The following is a 23,521-nucleotide window of genomic DNA, read 5'->3' as shown; positions in this document are numbered from 1 at the left end:
GATGAGGTTAGTCTGACAATATGACGGTTTAATCGTGACGAATGTTACCATTCGTTTGCAAATAAATGAAAGAGTCCAAAAGAGAAAGCGAATATATCTGGCGGGTACAAATCAACAAAACGAAAGCGAGCGGGTGGAATGATCGGAGATATGATCAAAGAAGCCAGTCGCAAGCGAAAAAGAGGGGATGATGAACGGTGGAAAAAAGCCAACCAACATTGACAGGGTAGCTGTAAGCCAATGGATAAAAAGTAATCAATTGATCATTTGATAGTAAAAAGCCGACTGCTTCACGGAGGAGAGTCGGCTTATAAGTATAGGTACATATGTGAATGACTGTTGAGAAACACGTTCGGGATTTATTCCGAACTATATAGAAAAATATTTTAAAATCGTTCGTAAATATTGAGGCCTTATCTCACTTTGTTAAAAAATTCTCGGGGGTAATACTTTTTGTTATCGTAAACATCTCTCCTAAACACGAACAATATGTGATCTTGATCTTGCTTTGAAGAGTGGTCGTACGTTTTTAAAATCTATGCCGAGGAATAGTCCCTGGAATCGAAATCCGACAGAGCGTAGACAACCCCAAATACCCAAACAACGGATACAAAAACATGAGCAACTGACTATACCCAATCAGGCACAATACGAAAGAAGTAGAGAATAAATACAAGTAAAGCCGCGATTCCGGAACGACCAATAATTCACGTAGCTGCTGACCAATACCAAACACGTTCGAAATCAGTGTGGTAAAAATCTCGGAATAGAGCACGAAAACAAAGAACAGCTGGAGCCACTCGTTCCATTGATCGGTTACAAAAAGAATCGGGATATTCATGAGACGGACATCGTCCCAGTTGGCCAACATGGCAGTATGGACGACGAGGAGCATGAATCCAAGCACGACCCCGCCAATGACGGCTGCCCGAAACAAAACGACCTTGTCGCGGATCGCATAGCCGATTGGGATGAGTACGGATTGGGCCATGGCCAGATTAAAGGACACGTATAAGACTGTTTTCCATAAGAAGGAATAATCAGCTGGGGGTGAAAGAGGCATGGGGGATTCTGCGGTGCCATCCAACAAAATGAGCAAAGCGAACAATAACATGGACGGAACGACAATCGCATTCACGACGAGTAGTTGCTCCAACCCTTTTCGCAGAAGCAACAGAGCGAACAAAACGGTGGCTGTGGTCCCGACCAAATACGGAATGTCAAACTGCTCCTCCAAGACCGAACCCGCTCCTGCCAGCATGACAGTCGTTACGCCAAAAAGGGTGAGAAAGACCAAAATATTCATCGCACGACCGATCATCGGTCCAAAAAGTTTTTGATTAAAGGATTCATAGGAGGGTGTGCGCAAATGATGAGCGATTAGCATCATCTTGTAGCCCAACCAAACAAAAAGAGATGTGGCGAGCAGGATGCCAATTGTTCCGGCATGACCGTAAGCGGTGAAAAACGCGAGAATTTCTTGACCACTCGCAAACCCGGCACCTACGACTGTTCCAATGTACGTTGCTGCGACCTGGATACTTTTTCCCCACAACTTCATACTGGTTTTTTCCTTTCCCATCCAAATAGATGCTAGTACAAGTGTATGAGTCTCGGAGAAAAACAGAATGAGAAAACTCGTCTATCTCATAACCTAACCTAGAAAAAAAGCGAATGGCACGTGACCATTCGCTTTTTCGTATAGATACCGACATTTTATAGAAGAAACATCGCCACGATTGTCGTCACCAAAAGTCCGATCGCCACGGGATACAGATTTCGTCTCGCTAGCTCAAATGGGTCTACCCCGCAAATTGCCGCAGCAGGAATCAATGCCCACGGAATGATCGTTCCACCGCCGACCCAGATGGCGGCAATTTGTCCTAGCGCTGTTAACGTAGCCGCACCAGCACCCAAAGCAGTTGCGAATAGTTGAGCCAAAGAGCCAGCCAGTGTAATACCCGAGAACCCTGAGCCATCCAGTCCTGTAATGACCCCTACTGCGGATACAGTAAGAGCAGCTACTTCCTTGTTAATGGGTATCGTCTGTGCAAGCGCCACGCCGAGGTCGTTCACGATTCCGTGTGAACCCTGCGGCAGGACCTCCCCAAACACCTTGATAAACCCACTGTCGCCCATATAAAAGAAAGCAGCAATCGGGATGACCGGACCAAATACTTTAAAGCCGAACTGAAAGCCTTGGATGAGATGTGTGGTTACTTGCTCGAGACCACTTTGCTTGTGCGCGAGCATCGTTGCAATGATGAGAATGAGCAAGGCGGTTCCGCCTACAAGCGCCGTTGCATCGCCTCCGCGTAAATCATAAGCAAACATCGCCACGACATCGAGGATAAATAATACCGGTACGAGACCAGCTAACGTACGACGCACACCATCTGACAACGGGACTCGTGCGGAAGTAAAAACATCATCGGGTATGACTGTCTCTTTGGGAGACGCAAGCACGCCGAGCTTCATGTCCTTTTTCAAATACCAGAATGCGATTGCAGTCGTCACGACGCCCATAATGATAACGAGAGGGACACTGGCCGAAATCACGTCTGAGACAGGAATTCCTGCGGCTTTGGCCGTTAAAGTGGGAGCCCCTTGAATAATATAATCGCCGGACAGTGCAATCCCGTGTCCAAACAAGTTCATCGAAACGGCGACACCCATCGCCGGCAGGCCAGCGCGCAATGCCACGGGTAACATGACAGCACCGATCAATGCGACAGCTGGAGAAGGCCAGAAAAACCAGGAAATGACCATCATGACGATCCCGATCACCCAATAAGCCAATGTAGGATTTCGAACCAAATGGGTCATCGGCCGAATCATCGTTTCATTTACGCCCGTATCCGTCAAAACGTGACTCATGGCCACGATGATACAGATAACTAAAATCGTCGGCAATAGCTCGGTGATCGCGTAGATGAAGCTGCCGAATATTCCGCCGACGGCAGTTGTCACAGACCCTGTCGCGACGAAACCAAGGATTGCTATACCCACGATACTGATCAAACTCGTATCTTTTCGCAAAACCATCACGAGAATAATGCCGATCACGAACAAAACGTACACACCATGTATCCACAAAAGCTCGATTCCCATTTCGCACCCTCCTTTTGCGTTACTCCGATGTAAGTACCTTGATGTCACAACATATGCGAAAAATAGGCCATGGGTGAACGCACACCCTAGAGAGGACGAGTGGGATCAACTGGAAAACTGGCATTTTTGTCCATGATATGCCACTATTAATGAATGACGAATATTTGGGTTCCAAGCAAGAGAGGGGGATCGGCACATCGACGTTCTTAACCAGTCCGTCGTGCAGCCAACTACGATGAATTCGACTACACCCATCCAACGTAAAATGGACCAGGCAATTGAGCTTTTGGAACGTCGTTTCCTGGAAAGAAGTGAATTGATTCGCCTTTTAATGCTTGGCATCATGAGCGGGGAAAATGCTTTGTTAATCGGTCCGCCGGGAACAGCCAAGTCTCAGCTAGCACGATCTGTTTCTCAGCTCTTCGGATCGGAACATTGGTTCGAGTATTTGCTTACCCGTTTTACGACGCCCGATGAGATATTCGGTCCAGTCTCTCTTCAACAATTGAAGCTAGATCAATACGTACGAAAAACAACAGGCTATTTACCCAACGCTCAGTTTGCGTTTTTGGATGAAATTTTCAAAGCGAACAGCGCGATTCTGAATGCGTTGCTTTCTATATTGAACGAACGAATTTATTTTAATGGCAGAGAAAAAGAGGAGGTTCCGTTGCAGTTCTTAATCGCTGCATCGAATGAACTTCCCGATGATGATGATCAATTGACCGCTCTTTATGACCGCTTCTTGTTCCGCTATGAGGTTCACTATTTGAAGCATGCTGCAAGCTATGAGCGCATGTTTTCATTGCCAACGACGCCACTTCCTGTTGTGTTCTCTCTGTATGACGTGAAGGATATTCAAGCGGCAGCGAAGCAAGTGGTCATTCCAGAAACCATCATTTATTTCTTGTATCGCCTAAAACAAGACCTGGAAGCAAAAGAGTATGTGCTCTCCGACCGTCGCTGGAGCAAAATCGCGCATGTATGGCGTACTTCTGCTGCCTTGCACGGACGTGAGCAGGTGACAATCTGGGACACGGTTTTTACTCCGCATATGTTGTGGAATGTTCCTGAGGACTTGACGGTCATGCAAGAAGCGTTTGAACAGCAATTTACGGAAATGCTGAAGAATGATATGGAGAATGAATTGCCACTCCAGCGCTTCGGACAAATTGCAGATAAATGGAAGGAAAAAGAATCGGAGCTGCATGCCTTCCAGTTTAAAAAAGAAGTGGGCGCAAAGCTGGGCAAGGAAGCGATGGAGCGCAATGTCCGGTTGTTGGAGGAGAGTCGGGATGAGGTGGAAGAGACGGCGCGAGACTTGCGTAATCGTCTCATTCAGTGGGAGAAGCGGGAGCACGATTTGCATGCCTATGTCCTAGAAAAAAACCGCTTGATTCCGCATGCAGAAAAATACGCGGTCAAATATTCATACCTGCGAATTGAAGGCGAACGGATTTTGCAGCAGCTACAGCGCACGTATCGGACGATTTTTGACAAGGAAATCCCCGGGGCGGATTATGATTTTACGTTGTAGGGGGTAGTTCGTATGATCATTCGCGCTAGCGGTGTTGATCGCTATGTATTTGAAACGTACCTCGCCTCTTCGCGCACCGCTCAGGAATGGGTTCATGAGGCGCGGGCACGAGCAGCATGGTTTGATTTGGAGCTCTTGGCGGATTTTTTCCTCGTCTTTTATTTGGAAAAGCCGGAGATCGATCTGACGCAAGAATCTACTCCTTTTCAACATTGGATGATTCGTACGCTCATGAAGCAGTATTTTACACGCATGATTCATCCTCGTACAGTCGGGCAGGAAAGCGCGTCGTTCAAAACCGCAATCAAGGCCTTGCTGTGGCTGACAGAGACATTTTCTGAGGAAGTGAAGCAGCGGGAGAAGGATCAACGGCTTTCTCCGCTCTTAACTGGCTTAAAAGACAAGCAAGGCCAGGAAGGAAGTCAACAAGCACAGCTTTCCGAGCTACTGACTGAAAAACAAAAGGCCAAACTCGAGCTAGTTGGTTATACGCTTCAACAGGGGAAGCGTATTGTGGAAGACAAGCAAGAGGCCATGGACACCAAGCCGTTAGTGCGGGCAGAGGTATTGTCTTTGCAAAATCGCATTACTGAGCTGCAAGAAGAAATGAAAGTCCAGTTCACGAAACGGACCAAGCTTCTGCAAAAGGTGAAAAAATTGGAGGATGAGCTCGCCCAACGCGAAAAGCAGCTGGACCGACTACAAAAGCAAGAGAAGGAAGCGATCGCCGCTTTTGAAAAAGAGCTGGGACAATGGCTGGAGCGATCATTAAAGGCGACGCTATCCACTGAAGAACTTGATACGCTTTTTGTTGAAGAGGTATTTACGGCTAGTCAGCGTTTCGCCAACCGAAGCTGGGGTCATGAACTAGGCAAGCTGCGCAGGCAAAGCTTTGAGCAGTATTTGAAATGGATTGAGAAATTGAAGCGCCATCCTGACCTGGTCGCTTTTCTGAACGAAGTAGGCAGGCAAGTCCATCGCTTTCGTGTGAAACGCAAAGAAATTCGCTCCAGACATTTTCCTGAGGAATACTATGATTTGCGGCAATCAGGCGATATTGCACACATGCTACCTGGTGAAGCTGTGCTTCTCGCTGATCCGGACTTCGAGAACTACTTTATGCTCAAATGGCTGGAGCAAAAGCTCATGACCTACGATACCTCGGGATGGGTAGAAGAACCGCCAAAAGGTCCGGTGATCTGCATGCTGGACACATCCCATTCGATGCGCGGAAGTAAGCTGCGGCTTGCACAAATTTTCATCATGACGTTTGCGGCCCTCTCAATGCTGGAAAAACGTGATTTTATCCTCCTTTTGTTCGGGGCAAAAGGCGAGATCAGAGAGCAACCGCTTTATCACAAAAAGCCAGATTGGCCTGCCTTTTACGGCCTGGCACAAATGGCGTTTGGCGGTGGGACTCACTTTGACGCCCCGATGAAGCGAGCCATCGAGCTGGTTGAAAAGGAACAAGCGTGGCGTGGAGCAGATTTTGTCATGGTAACGGATGGAATAGGGGGCATTTCTCCTTATGTTCAAGAAAAGCTCATCTCTTTGGGCCAGCACAAACAAGTTCGTTTGCACAGCTTGATTGTGGGTTCTGCGAGGCAGCATCTCGTACAAGCGTATGATTTGCTGGGCGTTTCTCACCGTGTCAAATTTGCTACGAGCTGGGAAGCGGATGGGGAAGAAAATACGGGACTGCTCCTGGATGTATTTCAAACAACCAAATAAGTGATTCGACTTCACTTCCAAATCTCGTCTCCTCTCGTGGGACGGGATTTTTTTATGAAGCTTAAGAAAAAATTTAACTCTTACCCACTTTTTTCTTTAATAGTTTCGCCTATGCTGAGCGTAGCTAACAAAAGGAAAATGGTAAAAGGAGGACACCATGAAGGAACTGATCAAGCTGGCCAAGCTTATACGGGGAGCCAATGTCTTGTTTTCAAATATTGCACAAAAAGAGCTAGAGACAAATGAACTCAATTGGCAGCAAGTATTGATTCTCGAATTTCTTGGAAACGGGCCAAAAACAATGGGGGACATTAGCAAAGCTGTTGATTTGTCAAACAGCACAACTTCAGGCTTAATTAGTAGGCTGGAGGAGGAAAATTTGGTACGAAGATTCCGAGACCGAACGGATCGCCGAATCGTGTGGGTTTCACTGACGGAGCGATTATGCAGTGCATAAAGTAATCGGCTGAAAAAAAGTGGATAGACCGCTTCTTCTCAGCCGATGATCATGACCCAATTAGCCGACTCTTGCTGCCATCGTACGACCGAATTCAAGCTCATCGAATTTGCTCTGAACGACTTGACGATCGTATTCCCACACGGCATCCTCCAGCGCATACTCCACCGGAACATCCCGGATAATCGTAGCCAGCTTTCTGCTCAAGTACACCTGATCGCGATTTTCTTCCAGCTTGCTGCGCATTTTAGGCGTACAGCTTGCCAGATTTACATATAGGTTGTCCAGATCACCATGCTCGGTAATCAGTTTTGTCGCTGTTTTCTCGCCAATTCCTGGGCAGCCTGGAATACAGTCAGATGCATCTCCCATTAAAGCTTTGACGTCAACGACTTGTTCAGCTGAAATTCCACGCAATACCAAGAGGCTCGCTGGATTATAGTGTTCGTGTTTGCCACCATTTTTCAGGATTTTTACACTTACTCGCTCAGATACGAGCTGCAAGCTATCGTAATCACCTGTCGCAATGATAACCTCGTGTCCTTCTTCGGAAAGACGTGTGGAGAGCGTACCCAATACATCATCGCCTTCAAAGCCTGGGCAACCTATGTTCGGAACCGAGAACGCATCCGTTACTTCTTTCACCAAATCGAATTGTGGAATGAGCTCATCCGGCGCCGCTTGACGATTTGATTTATAGCCGTCATACCATTGACTACGCACCAAAGACTCGCGTGAAGCGACATCCCAGCCTACCACGAGATGAGTAGGACGTGTCAACTCTACGTAATCAAGCATCATTTTGGTAAATCCATAAACCGCATTTGTGTACACACCTGTTGAAGTCTGGCGATAGGCTCCACCCCAAGCAGAACCATAAAAGGCGCGAAATAAAAAGCTCATGCCATCGATGAGCAGTACTTTTCCTGAATTACTCACAAATCCTTGCCCCTCTCACTACCAAACTATACGCACCATTATAGCATAAAGGAGCGGGACAACCTTGTCAGATTTTACAACTGAAATATCGAAAGAAAACGTGCATGTACTTTTGTTACGGTGGGATGATAGTACCACAAGAGGTCAACAACCACCTCTTGAAATCAACTTCCGGTCTCAAGGCGAGAAGCAAACGCTGACGGTTCAAACCCGTCCCGGGAGAAAAAACGCGTCGGGAGGAATCAATCATGGCTAACAACCAAGGTGGCACCAACAATCTGGTAGTTCCTCAAGCGAACCAAGCTTTGGATCAACTGAAGTATGAGATTGCATCTGAATTCGGTGTAAATCTCGGACCAGACACTACTTCTCGCCAAAACGGTTCTGTTGGTGGCGAAATTACCAAACGTCTGGTGAGCTTTGCTGAGCAACAAATGGCAGGCCGTCAAGTCTAACGAACTGACAAGTAAATAGCTGGATGAAGAGAGGCCCCTTTTTAGGGGCCTTTCTATATTTACCATGAAAAGCCCTTTTCTTTCCTGTGTGGTGCAAACACACAAGCACAATCGCGGACTAGTCATATGGTGTAACGAACAGTTATCTATCCTCGTTTGTCCAGTGGAAAGGAGCGACGTCCGGCTATGAAGAAAAAAGAAGTGAAGCAGCTTTTAAAAAAGCATCCCGAATTTGAAGCGTGGGTTCTCGAAGATTCCATGCGGATTAGAGCGGTCAAAAGCAACCCCGATATGGCGGAAGAATTGTTTAAAAGATGGAACGATCGAAAAAAAGGGATGCTTGATTTTGACGGCATCTCGCAAAAAACCAAACGTGCAAGCGAAATGCTGACAGGCGTGCAATCCATCATGGAAATGATGTCGGATTATTCGAAGAAACAATAAGATTACATTTGGTATGATTGGAGAAGGCTAGCTCATTAGCCTTCTTTTTCTTTTTCATTTCAGGGTGTGTTTTGTTATACTAGAAAATGGGAGGGAGCATGTCTATGTTCAAATCAATGGTTAGTCTCATGTTGGTCACAGCATTGACGCTCGTCTCTGGGACAAGCATATTCAGCCAGACAGCAGAAGGGGTTTACGCCCAAACAACGAAACAACAACCAGCGATCAGCGTAACACCAGCCAAAACATATCCTGGGGACGTTATTTTAGTACGCAGTAAAGAGCCACAAACCGTAACGGTATTCTCTCAGAACTATCGTTTGCAAAAGACACAGGATGAGTATGCCCGGTTTATCCCGATTCCTTTTAACACGAAAGCGGGCACCTATAAAGTTACATCTGCTGACAAAAAACTTTCCGTATCTGTGACAATCGCACCGAAAAAATTTGAAGTAGACAAGCTCACGGTAAGTAAACAACTCAACAAAATGCGACAGGATACGAATCGAATCAATGCAGATCAAAAAAAGATCAACGCAGCCAGGTCCAACTCGAGAGCGATTCAGTATTTCTCTGAGCCGTTTAAACAGCCAGCAGTCGGAAAATTAACGACTCCATTCGGCTATCAACGCGTAGTAAACGGTGTACCAGCCAACAGGCATTCGGCGATTGACATCGCGAACAAAACAGGAACGCCAATTTGGGCGAGCAACCATGGGAAAGTGGTTCTGGCCGACTCTTTATACTTAACAGGCAATACCATCATCATCGATCACGGGTTAAATATTTTTTCCATATATGCACACTTGTCCAAACTAGATGTCAAGACAGGACAAGAAGTGAAACAGGGACAGGTGATTGGACAAATGGGTAGCACCGGTTTTTCTACAGGTCCTCACCTTCATTACGGCATGCTAGTGGGTAATACGTATGTAAATCCTCAGCCGTTTTTTGATGCATCACCTTTCCTCTGGAAGTAATTGGAGGTGTCTTCATGAGAGTCACAAATGTGCCAAGCAAAGTGCTCAACAACATGGTTCATTTCTTGGCGCCGTATGAACAGGCAGTTGAAGAGCTAAAGTTAAAACTAAAAGGAATTAAATACGGCTTTCTAAAAAGCGGCCGTTATTCTCCTATTGAATTTGTTGTCGGACGAGTGAAAAAGGTCGACAGTTTAGTAAAAAAGGCGAACGAAAAAGGAATCGACTTTTTGGGAGATCATTGGCAAAGTGACGTCGCCAAGGAAGTCCAGGATATCGCGGGACTTCGAGTCGTATGCCGCTATGTAGACGACGTGCGCGAGGTGCTGCAGTTGTTGCAGGAGCGGGAGGATATCGTCATTCACGATGTCAAAGACTACATCGCAGCTCCAAAGGATTCTGGATACAGAAGTATTCACATGATTGTTTCTTATACGGTCTACCACGGCAGCGAGAAGAAAACACTCTTTTGTGAGATCCAAATCCGTACATTAGGAATGAACTTCTGGGCGACGAATGAACACGAACTGCGCTACAAGTATTCGGGCAACATTCCGACAGATGTGTTGGAGCAGCTTCATGAAGCTTCCGTGATCACGCATCAGCTCGACGTGTTGATGAACAATTTGCGTCAAGAAATTCTCACACCGGCAGAAGTTGATACGACACTGGAAGAAAAATTAGAAGAAATATTTTCCCTGTACGTCAAGCAGGATTTGGATTCGGCTGCAGCCTTGTACAGAGAACATGTCAGTGGTTTCGAAGAGGCTTTTGCGGACAATCCTAAGTTTAAAATGATTCACGATTTGTTGGGGATCCGGTTGAAATAACGTCTTTTGTTGTCTACAGACCAAATGTAACCTGAAAAAACGCGACAAAGTAGGAAAGGATATTGACTAACATGCGCTTTTTGCTAACGAACCTACTCGTTGTGGTGATGGTTTTGTTCAATCTTGGCATGCCTTCCGCTTTTGCCGAGGAGTCATCAAGCCTGGAGCCTAGCACTCTCACTGGACAATCAGCCATTCTGATTGATGCTACAACGGGACAAGTCTTGTTTGAAAAGAACCCTCATGAGAAGTTGTACCCTGCTAGTATTACAAAAATCGCAACAGGTATTTACGCGATAGAAAAAGGGAATCTGGATGACACTGTCACTGTCTCAAAAAAAGCACGCCGTGAAGAAGGAACACGTGTTTATTTGGAAGAGGGAGAACAGATTTCCCTACGCAATTTGCTGTACGGACTGCTCATGAATTCAGGTAACGACGCTGGTACTGCGATTGCTGAGCATATGAGCCAGACGACAGAGCGTTTTGCAGTGGATTTGAACGCCTTTTTGAAAGAAAAAGTAGGTGTCACCGAAACGAATTTTACCAATCCACACGGACTGCATGATCCGAATCATTACACGACTGTTGCGGACATGGCCAAAATTTCGCAGTACGCGATGAAAAACCCCGTTTTCAGGGAAATTGTCGGTACGAAGCGGCTGCCTTGGCATGGACAAACGTGGGAAACGGTATTGGTGAATCACAACAAGCTCCTGCGCGACTACGAAGGTGCGACGGGAATCAAGAACGGTTTTACTGATCAGGCGATGCATACGCTGGTAGGCTCCGCCAAGCGTGGAGAAATGGAGCTCATCGCTGTCACAATGAAGGCCTCTACGAGTGCAAATGCATACAAAGATGTGAAAAAGCTACTGGACTATGGTTTTCAAGGATTTGAGACCAAACCAATCGCCAAAAAAGGGGATTCTTTTTCAGAAGTAGCTGTTCCTGGCAACAACTCGGTCGTGACTTTTACAGCCAAGGAGGACTTGTATGCGACGGTTCCCAAAGGTGTGGAGCCTTTGGTAGAGCTAAAAGCAGATGGAAACCTGTCTGTCCAGGCTGGCAAGCTAGCCGTTTCTTATCCGTTGCTTCGTCATGATCCGCCTGCTCCTGCTGCTGCTACTGTATTTGGGGATTCAGAAAGTGGCAACAGTCATCCACTGGCTCGCTATAGCGTATTAATCGTCTGGTTAGGAATGAACCTTTTCTTAATCGTGTATACGTTTTCCCGTGCACAGAGGAATAAACGAATTCGCGAACGCAGTCTTCAACGGCGGTTCTACTAATACAAAAATGAGAATCAAAACAGGACGTAGCAATATGCACGTCCTGTTTTTTTGTGAAATGACCGTGAAACCGAGTGTTCCAAGCAGGTCATCTCTTGTTGAGTTGTGAGGGATAGATGCCGTGTCCAATCGTGGAAACCGAGCGTACATTAGAGTAATCATTGATCATCTGGTGAGGGGGAGTGAGATGGACAACCGAATCTATGATCACCCTGCCGTGTCCGTCATCATCCCAATAAGTGACAACGCCAGGAATATGAAAAAACTGCTCTCTGTTGTCAAAAGAATAGATCCACACACGGAAGTAATCGTCGTATGCAACGGAGTGAGCTCTCAAGAAGCTATGCTGCCCAATCTTTGGGGGGCACAAGTCATTTCAACCGGTTTGGATGTAGACAGCCATGAGGCAAGAGCGATCGGGTGTGCTCACGCGAGGGGAGACATTGTCCTTTTTATCGACGAACGACTCGTCATGCCTCTTTTATACTTGAAGAAATATGTCACGCTGGTCAAAAAGGGATCAGATGTCATTATCACGACATGCTCAGACCGCTCGGTATCCAGAAGAGGAAAGCGTTCACCAAGAAGTGCCTATTGCTTGTTGAACCATCTTCTTGGTCATAAAAAAATGGGCTCCGCTTCCTTTGAAAATATTCCATTTGCCTTGAGCCGAAATGCTCTAGAGGCAATTGGTTCCGGGACTTTATGCAATCCGGCAGTTGCCTTGGTTCAAGCGTCAGTCTTGGGGCTCAAAATAACAACAATTGCCCCGTTTGCCTCGGAAAAACACCCAACAGCCACTCGTGCTATCGTGCGAAAAGACATCCGTACGATTTATCGGGAGCATGCGAAGGCAATCCAGTTACTAACGGGTGGAACGAAGCTGCGACACGCAGATCAGGATGGACAACGACACCGCGACTTGGTGCATTCATCAGGTGTTCTGCATTTGCGCTCGGTCTTTCATCTGGAATCGCGCGTAAAGGAGGGCGGTGGATGGGGTGGCAAACGCAAAGCGAAATATGCGAGATCCCACAAAAAAACGCAGAGAAGAGCACATTAATGGTAAAGAAAAATACCAGAACTTAAATCGATTAAGTGTCATCCTCTCTGTTCACCACCAGCGGACGATCAAAAAAGTACTCAAACAAATTGAGAAGCTCAGGCCCATGGAAATCGTACTCGTTGTGGATGGCTGCCCGGATCGATCGGTGAAAAAGATACTCACCTATTCCTCGTGTCCACTCACAGCGTTTGTGTACCCGTTTCCTTTAGGGGAAGATGTATGGAGAGCAATAGGTGCCAAGGAGGCCACAGGAGATGTGTGGTTGTTTCTCGATGCGGATCACGTGGTGGCTGCAAATGACATGCAGTCCTTTGTCAGAACGTGTTACCGGGGAGCAGACATCGCCTTGAGAAAGAGTATGACGCCACTTCGACAACCATCAATGGAACCGGATATGGTTTGGTTTGCGAAGACATTTCTCAATACCTTGGTTTCGCACCATGAACTAGGAACTTCCTCGATGTACGATTTACCTTTTGCCATTACGCGACAAGCCGCTTCAATTATCGGCGTTCAACATTTGGTCGTACCTGCCGTTGCGCACGCCATTGCTCTACACAATCATTTGCGAGTCGTGCCATCTCATTACATTTCGTCAGCAAAGCTTACGAGAAAAAGAGCGACACAAAGAAAGAATAAACCGAGCGTTAACCAGACGATCCTGGGAGATCACCTGGAAGCAATGGATTACGTGATGTCCCTAAAATGAATGAAACCGTTGTCGAGGCGATGCCATCTGTCGGTATCGCTTATTCCTTATTTTCAAAAGTCTCGCGCAAACGTGCAATCATAAGCTGCTGGAATCATTTGATCTCTTGACTTTGCATTGTTCGGTTTTTGTAGTACGATAGGCAAGTAGGTCATTTTTTCTTGATAAAGGAGCAAACAGATTATGAGTATTCATATTGGAGCACAGCAAGGTCAAATTGCTGAAACCATCCTACTGCCGGGCGATCCGCTACGGGCCAAATACATTGCTGAAACTTTCCTCGAAGGAGCAGAGTGCTACAATAACGTGCGTGGCATGCTCGGCTTCACAGGTACATACAAAGGTAAGCGCGTTTCTGTACAAGGAACGGGCATGGGAGTTCCTTCTATCGCGATCTACGCAAATGAGCTCATGCAATCTTATGGCGTTCAAAACCTGATTCGAGTAGGCACTTGCGGCGCGATCCAGGAAGACATCAAAGTTCGTGACGTGATTATTGGTATGGCTGCATCATCCGATTCCCAAACAAATCGTCTCCTGCTCAATCAGGTTGATTTTGCTCCTACTGCTAACTTTGATTTGCTGCACAAAGCGTATCAAGCAGCGACAGAGCGCAATCTGTCTGTTAAAGTGGGCAATATCTTTACGAGCGACAGCTTCTATCGCGAGAACTTAGATTTGTACAAAAAATTGGCATCCTATCAAGTGCTTGCTGTTGAAATGGAATCTTCCGCGCTGTACACTTTGGCTGCAAAATACAAGCGCAACGCATTGTCAATCCTCACGGTAAGTGATCACATCCTGACCGGTGAAGAAACTTCCGCTGACGAGCGCCAAACAACTTTCAATGAAATGATTGAAGTGGCGCTGGAAGCAGCTCTGATCAAGTAAATTAGCATGCAGACGACATCCCACTGGCAAACTATCGTCAGTGGGATTTTATGTAGAGGATAGAAAAAGGGGATGGAATCATGAAACATAATTGCCCTGCCTTTTTTGAAACGGCATTTGACGAAGGGTATACGCAAGAGCTGGATGGCTATTTATATCGGTTGTTCCGCCAAGATATGGGCAAGCTTCAGGTGAAAACTGGAAAAATCGTGGCGAACGATCCGTTTGTCATGTTTGAGACGGAACCGTTTGTAGAGGTTTTCCCAAAGGGGAGCTTCTCCGTACAGCTCGCTATCGCGCAAGTTCAATCCCTGTCAAAGGATGAGCAAACGGATGACGCTCTGGAACCAGATGAACGGGTAGCATTGGCACGGATTGTCTTCTCAGAGAAACCTGTTGTGTCTTGGAAAATGGCTGTTTGGGCGGAGTCAGATGTGTCACAGCTTGGCGAAGGTGAATTTTTTGGCTACGGTGTGGATGCGGGTACAGGCTCGTTCATGGATGCAGAAGCTTGCGCGCTTTTGGAACGAGAAATGGAGAAAGACGAGATGTTCTATGAGACGTTGACGAAGAAAATGGATCAAACGTATAAACACACACGGAGTTGGGGTCTAATAGATTTAGCGGAAGGCTGTAATGTTGCCATGTTTTCAACAGGATGGGGAGACGGCAGCTACGCGAGCTATATTGGTTATGATGCCGAGGGACAAATCGCACGTTTGGTAACCGATTTTTACTTGTTGGATTGGATGGGAACGGCTGAAGAATAGAAGTTGGGGGAAACGGGGAAGGAAGAGAGAAGAAAAGCTTATAGACGCCAAAGTAGAGTGCCTCCGGTGGCACTCTTTTTATTGGTTATTTTTTCTTATTTCGTTCGAGGTATTGCGCCAGGTTATTCAAGGTATTTTCATACGATCTTTTTTTCGGTGAAGTGGTGATCGTTTTCGATTTTGGGATTACTTTGGTCATTTGGGGACCTCCGGGCATTTTTAGTTATAGTGATCTTAATTATAATATAAATGAATTTACAATAAATGTAAATAGTGTCTTTTAATTTAAATGAACTTTTTTATTGTAGATGATAAATGACTGAGTGGTCTTATTAGATGATCAGCAGTTTGGTTGCTGTTGTTAATGTCTTATTGTGAAGCTGATAAACATACTGGAAAGCTCCTTATTACTAGTTAGGTTTTTATGAGAGCAAGTTTCGGTAATACATTACATGTATGTCAATTGGCACGGATGGATGGAAAAAAGCTATTTATTTTGCATCATCTTTCAATTAGATCCATGTACGAATGAGTTTGTGACAAGTAGCTTGTAAAAACAGGTGAGTACCTCTTTCAGAAATTATGCATTTCGTATTGAGTCCGATAATATATATTATGTAAACTTATAAAAAGAGCAGAAATCGGCTAGGTGTAAATGTAATGGGATTTTGTTGTCTAGCGACACAAACATGTAATACGAAAATGACACAAACAAGTACACTAGATCATTGGTATACTTGTTTGTGTCGCAGTTTAATTAATGTTTATGAAACGAGCGCAATAATAAGGTAATTAATCATTGTCTGGTGACACAAACATGCTACTAATCAGGTCTGATTTTAGCGTTTATCCCGTATTAAACTCCTTGCAAGGGCCTTAAAGGTTACATAGACAAACAAATGTCGAGGCATACAAAAGTACGTAGTATTCTTTTATAAGGTAGTTATTCGAGAATAGACCCGATATGTATATGTTCCTCTCCCAGTGAATGATCCGTTTTCGTTTCAGTTCATGAAATGGCTCTTTTATGAACTGAAAATTGATAATTTCATTATTTTCCTTTTTTAACTCGCCAATCTCTCTTGGTTTCGATTTAAGGAGCTTTGCGACCGTAATCTAATACGTCTTCTCACCTACCTGGCTCAACCGTGCATGACTGACCTCGTTTTCCAAGCCCCGAATCTGCACGCTGCAGGAAATTTAGCACTTTAAACATTTCGGCTCCTGCAGTAGCTCCCCATCCGTTTGTAGGCGTAGCTACGTTATCCAAGCTCTGTAGAAACTTCATCAGCTCCTCTTCCTCCCGCACCGCTCCTTCGGGGCAAAAAATACCCCCCGTTAGGCACGGAGTTTGCTGTCAGTTGGTGTAAAAGAAAGAGGAGCCGCATCCGCAGCTCCTTTTTTGGTCCACCCGACGGTCCCTGAGTTTATGAAATCCATTTCAAGCCAATCGCGGACACAAGAACCAGGCTGATAATTCACTTTACTTAAATATCAATCCATTTTTCTTGGAATGTAGAAGCAGAACCTCCCACCTGAACATATGTAATATCACCTAAGTGAACAGATACATTTACAGTGATTTCTGAGGAGCTGTTCATTGTATACCCTTGTTCAAAAGTAAAGGTTCTTTCTCTACTTTTTTTCTTGTCATTATATTTTACTAAGTAACAAGCTAAAGCAGCATTTGATGTACCAGTAGCACTTTCTTCAGGAATGTCATATAAAGGTGCAAAGTTCCTACAATGAGCTGTGGAATCATGTAGGGTTTCTAGAGTAAATAAATGATACCCCGTTACATTATACTTTTTACTTATTTTAGTGATTCCTTCCATATCAGGGTCTATTTCTAATAAGTCTTTAAGACTTTTTACAGGTACAATGATGTCGCGTAAGCCTGTAGAAACAATTTGGATAGGCATATTAGGCATTAATTGGTCCTCATTTATACGTAATGATCCTATTATATCTTTAGAAGGAAGTATTTCTAAAAAACTCGGGGGGTTTTGCTGTAAGAAAATCCTGTGATCATCAAAATTTTGTACATGTAGTACCCCCGCTTTTGTTTCCGTGGTATAAATTCCTGGATGTACGATTCTTCTTTGAGCTAGTAAGGAAAAAGTTGCAACCGTGGCATGCCCACATACATCTACTTCTTCATTCGGTGTAAAATACCTAATTTTATAATCTGAATTTATAGAAGGGAATATAAAAGCAGTCTCTGAAAAACCTAATGTACTAGCGATAACTTGCATATCTTTCTCTGTGAGATCTTTCGTATCTAGAACTACTCCCGCTGGGTTTCCCCCTTCTCCGTTTTTAGTGAAAGCAGATAAAACGTATACTTTAGTTCTCAATATATTTTCCTTCTTTCGTAATTTTTACATTAATTATAAAATATAGTTTTCCTTCATGGAATCCAACACGTAATTTCATCTTCCCGTTAAATATTATATCCAACGAATTCCATGTGTGTATTGAATTAGCCTGCTCGTTAGTTGAATGCGAGTCTAATACTTTGTGCTTGCGTAGTTTTTCTTGTCGCCAAATGATTGTCTGTGGAATGAGACATGTCATTTCCTCCATTTTAAAAGGGAAGCCGATCGAACAGCTTCCCTCATCTTAAGGATGTCTTCAATTAGAAAATTTCCGCTACTTGACGCGCTTCTCGGAGCGCCTTTTCCTTGAACTCCTCCGCTCGATTAGCGAACTCTTGCATCCCCTCAACAAAGATGCCTTGAAAATCCGTTACACCTAAAAAGTTCAGAATGGCTTTTATGTGACGGTGCCCCATTTCACAATCTTCGTAGGTCCCCCCTGAGCCAGGCGACAAGATACTTCCAGATGCTTGAATATGAACTGCTTTTTTACCGCCAAGCACAACGGTTCTACTGCCGTCAGAATTATATTTAACCGTCTTTCCTGGAAGGACGATCGCGTCAAGATAGTTCTTCATAACTGTCGGATAGGAAAAATTCCAGATCGGCGAGACAAAAATATATTTGTCTGCAGCTATGAATTGTTCAAGAACTTGGAAAATACGTCCGAGTTTACTTTGCTCCGCAGGCGTTAATTGATCGAAAGACACTCCCTGTCTAAGCTTGTCCCGTGCATCCAATACATCACCATCGTGTTGAGGGAGATCCAGCTTAAACAAATCGAGATGCACGACCTCGTCTTGCGGATGGGTGGAACGGTAAACTTGTAAAAATTCTCTCCCTACTGTCATGGAATAGGAACGCTCATCATCACGCGGGTGAGCTGTAATATAAAGTACGGTTGCCATAAAAAGAACTACCTCCGTTTTCAATGGGCAGCGACTGCCGATTTATTTTTTGGCCAAAACGTCTGCGACTTGACGAGTAGAGATGTTAATCCGGTTATAAAGGTTGGCTGTAGCGATTCCAGCAATAAGCGTAGCCAGCGCCGCTTCATCATAGTGACGGGCTGCTTTTTCGTATACTTCGTCCGGCACAGGCTGGGATTGTTCGTTAAGTCGAGTCATCGACTCACTCAGCGCTAGCGCAGCACGTTCCGCATCGGTGAAATTCGACGTATCGCGCCATGCGGCTACAGCTAGAATTCGCTCTGTAGATTCGCCTGCATTCTTCGCGTTGTTGGAATGAAGATCGACGCAGACGCTATCTCCGTTGATTTGGCTAATACGAAGGTAGGCAAGGAAAAGGGTGCGGGCCGACACGCCGTTTTTCTCGGCTGACGTAAATAAGGCTTTGCCCAACGCCTGCAAGGATTGGCCCACTTCGGGCAAAATGATAACAGGGTTTTTCATTCTGGATTGCATAGGAAACACTCCTTTGATTATCTGAGAGAAGCCCTTAATTCTGCCTCTCACTATAATGACGTAACGAACGGAGAGAGTGTGACCGAATCAGAATCTTCATCAGACAATAATGATAAAGCAGAATTACAGGCGCCAGTGGCTGCAGCGGCACAGCTTTCTTACCATGCACTCATAGGGTCCCACAAGAAAATCGCCGAGCGCCCTCTGCTCATATTTATACTTTCTAATACGTAAAAAAAGTGGAGCCCTCCTCATTTGGAAGCTCCACTTTATCCTTTTCATTATCCCTATTGTTAATCGACTTATATCTGAGGCATAATCTCGTTACATCAGAAAAAGTCATCCTTTCTTTTTTATGTAAGCACAAACTAGGCTCCCTATTACGAAAATTTAGGTACTTGTGATGGCTGAGGCAATCGAGTGATGTCGGAAATACAACAAAATGGAGACAGCTTCTGATCAAAAAGATTCATGTTTAATCATTGTTCTTCTATTTTTTTGTGCTTTTCCCTAATACAATTTCTGCGATTTTTTTCGCATACTCTTCAGCATCAAAAGCCTCATAATTACTTAATACAGCAATAGTCAAACGTTCTTCAGGGAAACGCATAAAGTGTGAACTGTAGCCAGCCCAACTTCCTGAATGTTCCATGTATGGACAATTAAAATCTTTGCCAAGAGACACGCCAAAAGCATAATCTTCATCATCAATAATCATCTGACCATCTGGAGAAGTTTTCGGGCCTACCTCAGCCATTCTCTTTACAAGGTCTTTCCCACCAACCGTACTTGAAGTGAAGTTTTGTCCCCATTTTATCAAGTCTTCCACATTTGAATGCATGGCTCCATCGCCCATATGTTCCCATGGGCTTTCATAGATTTCATATGCCCCTTGCTCGTTCTTCAAGTAGCCACGAGCAACTGGGAAGTTTGTGGGATAGCGATCCACGAACGCTGTGTCGTTCATGTGTAAAGGTTCAAAAATACGCTCCCTCGAAAATTCGCGAAGGCTTTTTCCAATTCGCGACATAAGCACAACCAGGTTCATTGGGTGAGAACTTGTTAAATAATTGGTCAATCGCTGCCTGTGTTGTTTGATTGTGTGTACGATTCATATAAATTCCCTCTCTTTTGAAATTGCTTTAGTTCGTCTACTAATATATCGTCGTCTCCATCGAACACGATCCCTCGGTTGCCTTTAAATTTGAAGTTATCACGGTAAATTTCCCTGAATGTCTCAACCAGACGTCTCTTCCACGGAATCAACTCCATCTGTTTCCGATGCAGTATCCAGAATGAGCTGACGGAGAAAAAACAGCTTCTCCTGAATATTTATTGGATAATGTTCGAATACTGCTGCTACCTTCGTGTTTTCAATCCCGCTCACAAGGATCATCCCTAACATTAATTTTGATAGATGGTGTAAAGGGCTACTTACGTAAAGCAATATAAATTGTCACTTGGTTTGAAGCAGGGCTACAGCTTAGGTAAAATACGTTTCAGATTCGTAAATCTTAACAAAACGTCTGTTACAAGCATGACAACGAAACCAAAGATCATAGCTGAATAATCCGTCATTTGCTGTAAACCCAAGAGCAGCACGCTCCAGCCAAAGATTACCCATTGAATGATATAGATCCCAGTGACATGACTGCTCCAGAAATATATTGGATGTAACAGCTTCTGAAATCCGGCTTTATTTAACTTTTTAACAAAGTAATCAGCTAGAACCATCCATAAAAAGATAAAACTCATCATCAGCAAATGAATAGCCAGTCCACTTCGGTTGTAATCACCTATTGGAAATAGCGGAAACATTGCAGCACCAGCTATCCCTAAAATCAGACATCCCATCAAATATTTTTTCTTGATCTGCTCCTCCAATTTCTGTGTTTGAAGGTGTTTACTTACATACATGCCTAAAAGGAAGTATACCCCCCATGGAAATAAGGGGAATTGAGTATTGGCGCCAGCCCCCCAAAGCGGGTCGAAAATATACAAATCGCTTTTCAATCCCCACCAGTAGGGTGAGATCAGCAGTATGCCCAGGATGAATGCCGGCAGAATGAATGCATGCTCTGCAAGCTTTTTTAAAGCGGAGAAAAAGATCAGTGACAATCCTGCTAATTGAAAAATATCTACCATGAACAAATGTGACATCGCTACCCCCGAATCACCGGCCAATGAAAAAGGAATGGTAAATCGAAGTACATTTAAGACATATCCAAAAGCGAATATTTTACAGCCGCGTATCATATTTTCTGCTACGCTTTTTTTTGAGCGTACTGCGAAAACTCCCATAATAAATATGAATACAGGCGCAGCAGGTGCGGTACCTAATAAAACAAACAGATTGCCCAACAGGGTGTCGCCTTCGCCTGATGTTCTTTCGTGCATGATCATAGCATGCTGCATAATCATAAAAAACACAGCCAATCCTCTTGCAAAATCTAGATAAAAAATACGGTTTGACTCTCCTTGAGCCAGATTTTTCTCCATAACATCTACCTCCGCAGGATTTGTATTCATTTTGACAGGTTGCTCCGACTTTTTAATAGAAGCGTAAACTTTAGGTCAGACCTAATGTCAAGAAAGCCAACGTAAAAAGAAGCCGAGAGAATACGGGATAACTCCCTGCATTCTTCTCGGCTTTTCGCCTTTACTGCCTATCCCGTTTTCACCACAAACTCAATGCTTCCGAGGCCACCCCATTTGGCGCTTACGACATCCCCTTCCCGTAGCTGGTGGGAACCGGTAATGCCCCCGGACAAAATCAAATCTCCCTTGTGCAGCTTGCGCCCTTCGCGAGCAAGCATGTTCGCCAGCATCGCGACCGCGTGGGCTGGATGACCGAGAACAGCCGCACCAGCCCCCAAGTCTTTGAGCTCGCCATTGATCGAAAGAGTAACACCTACCAAATCGAGTTCAAGTTCATCAGGCTTTTTCCATGTCGATCCGATAAACACACGGGAAGACGAAGTGTTGTCGGCAATGACATCTGGTAAGGCAAACTGGAACTGCGCATACCTGCTGTCGATAATCTCAAGTGCGGGAACCACATAGTCAGTGGATGCCAGAACATGAGCCTCCGTGATGCCCGGTCCTTCCAAATCCTCACTCAAAACAAAGGCGATTTCCGCTTCCACCTTGGGATGAATCAATTCATTGATCCGCAGAATGCCGTCCTCGATATTCATATAGTCAAAAATGTAGCCCCGAATCGGTTCGTGCACATTCATCTGCTTCATTTTTGCCTGACTGGTCAAACCCATTTTAGAGGCAAAGATTCGATGTCCCTGCTCAAGCTTGAGGGATACCAGCTCATTTTGAATACGATATCCATCTTCCACTGTCAGCTCGGGGTATTCAGCCGTCAGTTTCACGATCTCCTCCCTATTCAACTCCGCATCCACCAGCTTCTGAGCCAACCTTTTGTACAATAGTTCCGATTGCACGCTGATACCCCCTATCTGATTTTGGAAGAGCTGTTCAGTTGGGCGATTTCCGCTGCGACATCCACAATCATGTCTTCTTGTCCCCCCACGGCCTTTCGCCTTCCGAGCTCGATCAAAATATCCCGGGAGTCGATGCCGAATCTTCTGGCTGCACGCTCGGCATGAAGCCGGAAGCTGGAATAGACACCCGCGTATCCGAGAACCAGAGCGTCTCTGGTAATTTCCTGTGGTACTTGAAGAATCGGCGACACGATTTCCTCTGCTAGGTCCATCATTTTGTACAGATCGACGCCCGTCTGAATGCCCATTCGATCCAGTACAGCAAGGAGAACCTCGGTTTGTGTATTGCCCGCACCAGCACCCAAGCACCGAACACTGCCATCAATCCAGGTCGCACCCTCTTGAATGGCGACGAGCGTATTAGCCATAGCTAAAGACAAATTATTGTGTGCATGGAAGCCAACAGGAATATGTAGACATTGCTTCAACGCCCGGACTCGTTCCCCTGCTTGATCAGGTAGCAGAGCGCCAGCCGAATCGACGATGTACACGACATCGGCTCCATAGCTTTGCATAAGTCCAGCTTGCTCCGCCAGTTTTTCCGGGGCAGCCATATGAGACATCATCAAAAAACCAACTGTCGTCAAACCAAGCTCTTTCGCCCGATAAATATGCTGAGCGGAGACGTCCGCTTCGGTCGCATGTGTGGCGATTCTTGCCATGCCTATCCCTAGCCCTGCAGCTGTCTTCAAATCTTTGATCGTGCCGATTCCCGGCAGCAAGAGCACGCCCACTTTCGCTTGATTACAAACGGAAACGGCAGCCTCGATCAGCTCCAGTTCAGGGGTCCTGGACAGCCCATACTGTAGAGACGATCCGGCCAACCCATCTCCATGGGAGACTTCAATATACGGTACGTTAGCTTCATCTAATGCGCGCGCCACTTCGACTACTTGCTCTACAGTAAACTGGTGATTGATCGCATGGCTTCCATCTCGAAGCGCTACCTCTGTGATCACAATATCACGACTCATATGCGGTTCCTCCTTTCA

General features: G+C 45.3%; 23 protein-coding genes and 1 pseudogene. 12 read left to right on the top strand and 12 right to left on the bottom strand.

Features of this window, described 5'->3' with window-relative positions; translation table 11 throughout:
* Positions 1 to 529: 529 nt before the first annotated feature.
* Positions 530 to 1,561 (bottom strand): YkvI family membrane protein, encoded by a 1,032-nt coding sequence (locus tag ACFVS2_RS04860; RefSeq protein ID WP_390231622.1) that lies wholly within the window; start codon positions 1,559 to 1,561, stop codon positions 530 to 532.
* Positions 1,562 to 1,716: 155 nt separating this feature from the next.
* A complete protein-coding gene (locus ACFVS2_RS04855) occupies positions 1,717 to 3,111 on the bottom strand; it encodes a hypothetical protein (RefSeq protein WP_390231619.1) in 1,395 nt (464 codons plus the stop codon).
* Positions 3,112 to 3,346: 235 nt separating this feature from the next.
* Between ACFVS2_RS04855 and ACFVS2_RS04850 the strand changes: the two genes are divergently transcribed.
* The 3 genes from ACFVS2_RS04850 (at position 3,347) to ACFVS2_RS04840 (ending at position 6,836) form a co-directional block, all read left to right on the top strand.
* Positions 3,347 to 4,648: an AAA family ATPase gene (locus ACFVS2_RS04850; protein ID WP_390231616.1), complete on the top strand. Its 1,302-nt coding sequence runs from the start codon at positions 3,347 to 3,349 to the stop codon at positions 4,646 to 4,648.
* A gap of 12 nt (positions 4,649 to 4,660) precedes the next feature.
* Complete coding sequence (locus ACFVS2_RS04845; RefSeq protein ID WP_390231613.1) at positions 4,661 to 6,379, top strand: hypothetical protein; 1,719 nt, start codon at positions 4,661 to 4,663, stop codon at positions 6,377 to 6,379.
* 157 nt (positions 6,380 to 6,536) lie between these two features.
* Positions 6,537 to 6,836: a MarR family transcriptional regulator gene (locus ACFVS2_RS04840; protein ID WP_390231610.1), complete on the top strand. Its 300-nt coding sequence runs from the start codon at positions 6,537 to 6,539 to the stop codon at positions 6,834 to 6,836.
* A 60-nt stretch (positions 6,837 to 6,896) separates the two neighbouring features.
* On the opposite strand, the gene ACFVS2_RS04835 is transcribed toward ACFVS2_RS04840, so the two are convergent.
* The gene (locus ACFVS2_RS04835) at positions 6,897 to 7,775 is read right to left on the bottom strand and encodes a 5'-3' exonuclease (RefSeq protein ID WP_390231607.1); all 879 of its coding nucleotides are present in this window, start codon (positions 7,773 to 7,775) and stop codon (positions 6,897 to 6,899) included.
* Between the two features lie 248 nt (positions 7,776 to 8,023).
* Between ACFVS2_RS04835 and ACFVS2_RS04830 the strand changes: the two genes are divergently transcribed.
* From ACFVS2_RS04830 to ACFVS2_RS04790, 9 genes are all read left to right on the top strand, one after another.
* A complete protein-coding gene (locus tag ACFVS2_RS04830; protein WP_007729231.1) occupies positions 8,024 to 8,230 on the top strand; it encodes an alpha/beta-type small acid-soluble spore protein in 207 nt (68 codons plus the stop codon).
* A 186-nt stretch (positions 8,231 to 8,416) separates the two neighbouring features.
* Positions 8,417 to 8,674, top strand: coding sequence for a hypothetical protein (locus tag ACFVS2_RS04825; RefSeq protein ID WP_390231603.1), 258 nt, complete (start codon positions 8,417 to 8,419; stop codon positions 8,672 to 8,674).
* Positions 8,675 to 8,778: 104 nt separating this feature from the next.
* Entirely contained in the window at positions 8,779 to 9,654 is an 876-nt protein-coding gene (locus ACFVS2_RS04820) for a M23 family metallopeptidase (protein WP_390231600.1), read from the top strand.
* A gap of 14 nt (positions 9,655 to 9,668) precedes the next feature.
* A complete protein-coding gene (locus ACFVS2_RS04815; RefSeq protein WP_173619346.1) occupies positions 9,669 to 10,484 on the top strand; it encodes a GTP pyrophosphokinase in 816 nt (271 codons plus the stop codon).
* A 71-nt stretch (positions 10,485 to 10,555) separates the two neighbouring features.
* Positions 10,556 to 11,776: a D-alanyl-D-alanine carboxypeptidase family protein gene (locus ACFVS2_RS04810; RefSeq protein ID WP_390231597.1), complete on the top strand. Its 1,221-nt coding sequence runs from the start codon at positions 10,556 to 10,558 to the stop codon at positions 11,774 to 11,776.
* A 187-nt stretch (positions 11,777 to 11,963) separates the two neighbouring features.
* On the top strand, positions 11,964 to 12,839 hold the full coding sequence (locus ACFVS2_RS04805; RefSeq protein WP_390231594.1) for a glycosyltransferase family 2 protein: 876 nt from the start codon (positions 11,964 to 11,966) through the stop codon (positions 12,837 to 12,839).
* Positions 12,799 to 13,551, top strand: coding sequence for a glycosyltransferase family A protein (locus ACFVS2_RS04800; RefSeq protein WP_390232418.1), 753 nt, complete (start codon positions 12,799 to 12,801; stop codon positions 13,549 to 13,551). Before ACFVS2_RS04805 ends, ACFVS2_RS04800 begins: the two co-directional genes overlap by 41 nt.
* Positions 13,552 to 13,734: 183 nt before the next feature.
* Positions 13,735 to 14,442 (top strand): purine-nucleoside phosphorylase, encoded by a 708-nt coding sequence (deoD, locus tag ACFVS2_RS04795; protein WP_173619343.1) that lies wholly within the window; start codon positions 13,735 to 13,737, stop codon positions 14,440 to 14,442.
* Positions 14,443 to 14,522: 80 nt separating this feature from the next.
* Positions 14,523 to 15,212 carry a DUF4241 domain-containing protein gene (locus ACFVS2_RS04790; protein WP_390231591.1) on the top strand — a complete coding sequence of 230 codons (690 nt, stop codon included), beginning with the start codon at positions 14,523 to 14,525 and terminating at the stop codon, positions 15,210 to 15,212.
* 1,129 nt (positions 15,213 to 16,341) lie between these two features.
* On the opposite strand, the gene ACFVS2_RS04785 is transcribed toward ACFVS2_RS04790, so the two are convergent.
* From ACFVS2_RS04785 to dmpG, 9 genes and pseudogenes are all read right to left on the bottom strand, one after another.
* Positions 16,342 to 16,500 carry a hypothetical protein gene (locus ACFVS2_RS04785; protein WP_390231588.1) on the bottom strand — a complete coding sequence of 53 codons (159 nt, stop codon included), beginning with the start codon at positions 16,498 to 16,500 and terminating at the stop codon, positions 16,342 to 16,344.
* A 199-nt stretch (positions 16,501 to 16,699) separates the two neighbouring features.
* The gene (locus ACFVS2_RS04780; RefSeq protein WP_390231585.1) at positions 16,700 to 17,569 is read right to left on the bottom strand and encodes a PhzF family phenazine biosynthesis protein; all 870 of its coding nucleotides are present in this window, start codon (positions 17,567 to 17,569) and stop codon (positions 16,700 to 16,702) included.
* Positions 17,570 to 17,850: 281 nt separating this feature from the next.
* A complete protein-coding gene (locus ACFVS2_RS04775; RefSeq protein WP_390231582.1) occupies positions 17,851 to 18,498 on the bottom strand; it encodes an NAD(P)H-dependent oxidoreductase in 648 nt (215 codons plus the stop codon).
* A 42-nt stretch (positions 18,499 to 18,540) separates the two neighbouring features.
* The gene (locus tag ACFVS2_RS04770; RefSeq protein WP_390231579.1) at positions 18,541 to 19,014 is read right to left on the bottom strand and encodes a carboxymuconolactone decarboxylase family protein; all 474 of its coding nucleotides are present in this window, start codon (positions 19,012 to 19,014) and stop codon (positions 18,541 to 18,543) included.
* 490 nt (positions 19,015 to 19,504) lie between these two features.
* Positions 19,505 to 20,032, bottom strand: a pseudogene (locus tag ACFVS2_RS04765) (serine hydrolase domain-containing protein); the annotation flags it as partial.
* A 219-nt stretch (positions 20,033 to 20,251) separates the two neighbouring features.
* Positions 20,252 to 20,401, bottom strand: coding sequence for a hypothetical protein (locus ACFVS2_RS04760; protein ID WP_390231576.1), 150 nt, complete (start codon positions 20,399 to 20,401; stop codon positions 20,252 to 20,254).
* Between the two features lie 89 nt (positions 20,402 to 20,490).
* Positions 20,491 to 21,513 carry a heparan-alpha-glucosaminide N-acetyltransferase domain-containing protein gene (locus ACFVS2_RS04755; RefSeq protein ID WP_390231573.1) on the bottom strand — a complete coding sequence of 341 codons (1,023 nt, stop codon included), beginning with the start codon at positions 21,511 to 21,513 and terminating at the stop codon, positions 20,491 to 20,493.
* A gap of 167 nt (positions 21,514 to 21,680) precedes the next feature.
* On the bottom strand, positions 21,681 to 22,469 hold the full coding sequence (locus ACFVS2_RS04750) for a 2-keto-4-pentenoate hydratase (protein WP_390231570.1): 789 nt from the start codon (positions 22,467 to 22,469) through the stop codon (positions 21,681 to 21,683).
* An 11-nt stretch (positions 22,470 to 22,480) separates the two neighbouring features.
* Complete coding sequence (dmpG, locus tag ACFVS2_RS04745; RefSeq protein ID WP_390231568.1) at positions 22,481 to 23,503, bottom strand: 4-hydroxy-2-oxovalerate aldolase; 1,023 nt, start codon at positions 23,501 to 23,503, stop codon at positions 22,481 to 22,483.
* Positions 23,504 to 23,521: the final 18 nt, after the last annotated feature.

The organism is Brevibacillus sp. NPDC058079 (assembly GCF_042885155.1).
Classification (GTDB): domain Bacteria; phylum Bacillota; class Bacilli; order Brevibacillales; family Brevibacillaceae; genus Brevibacillus.
Note: the sequence above shows the minus strand (reverse complement) of the source record. Positions and strands in the feature narration are given on the sequence as shown.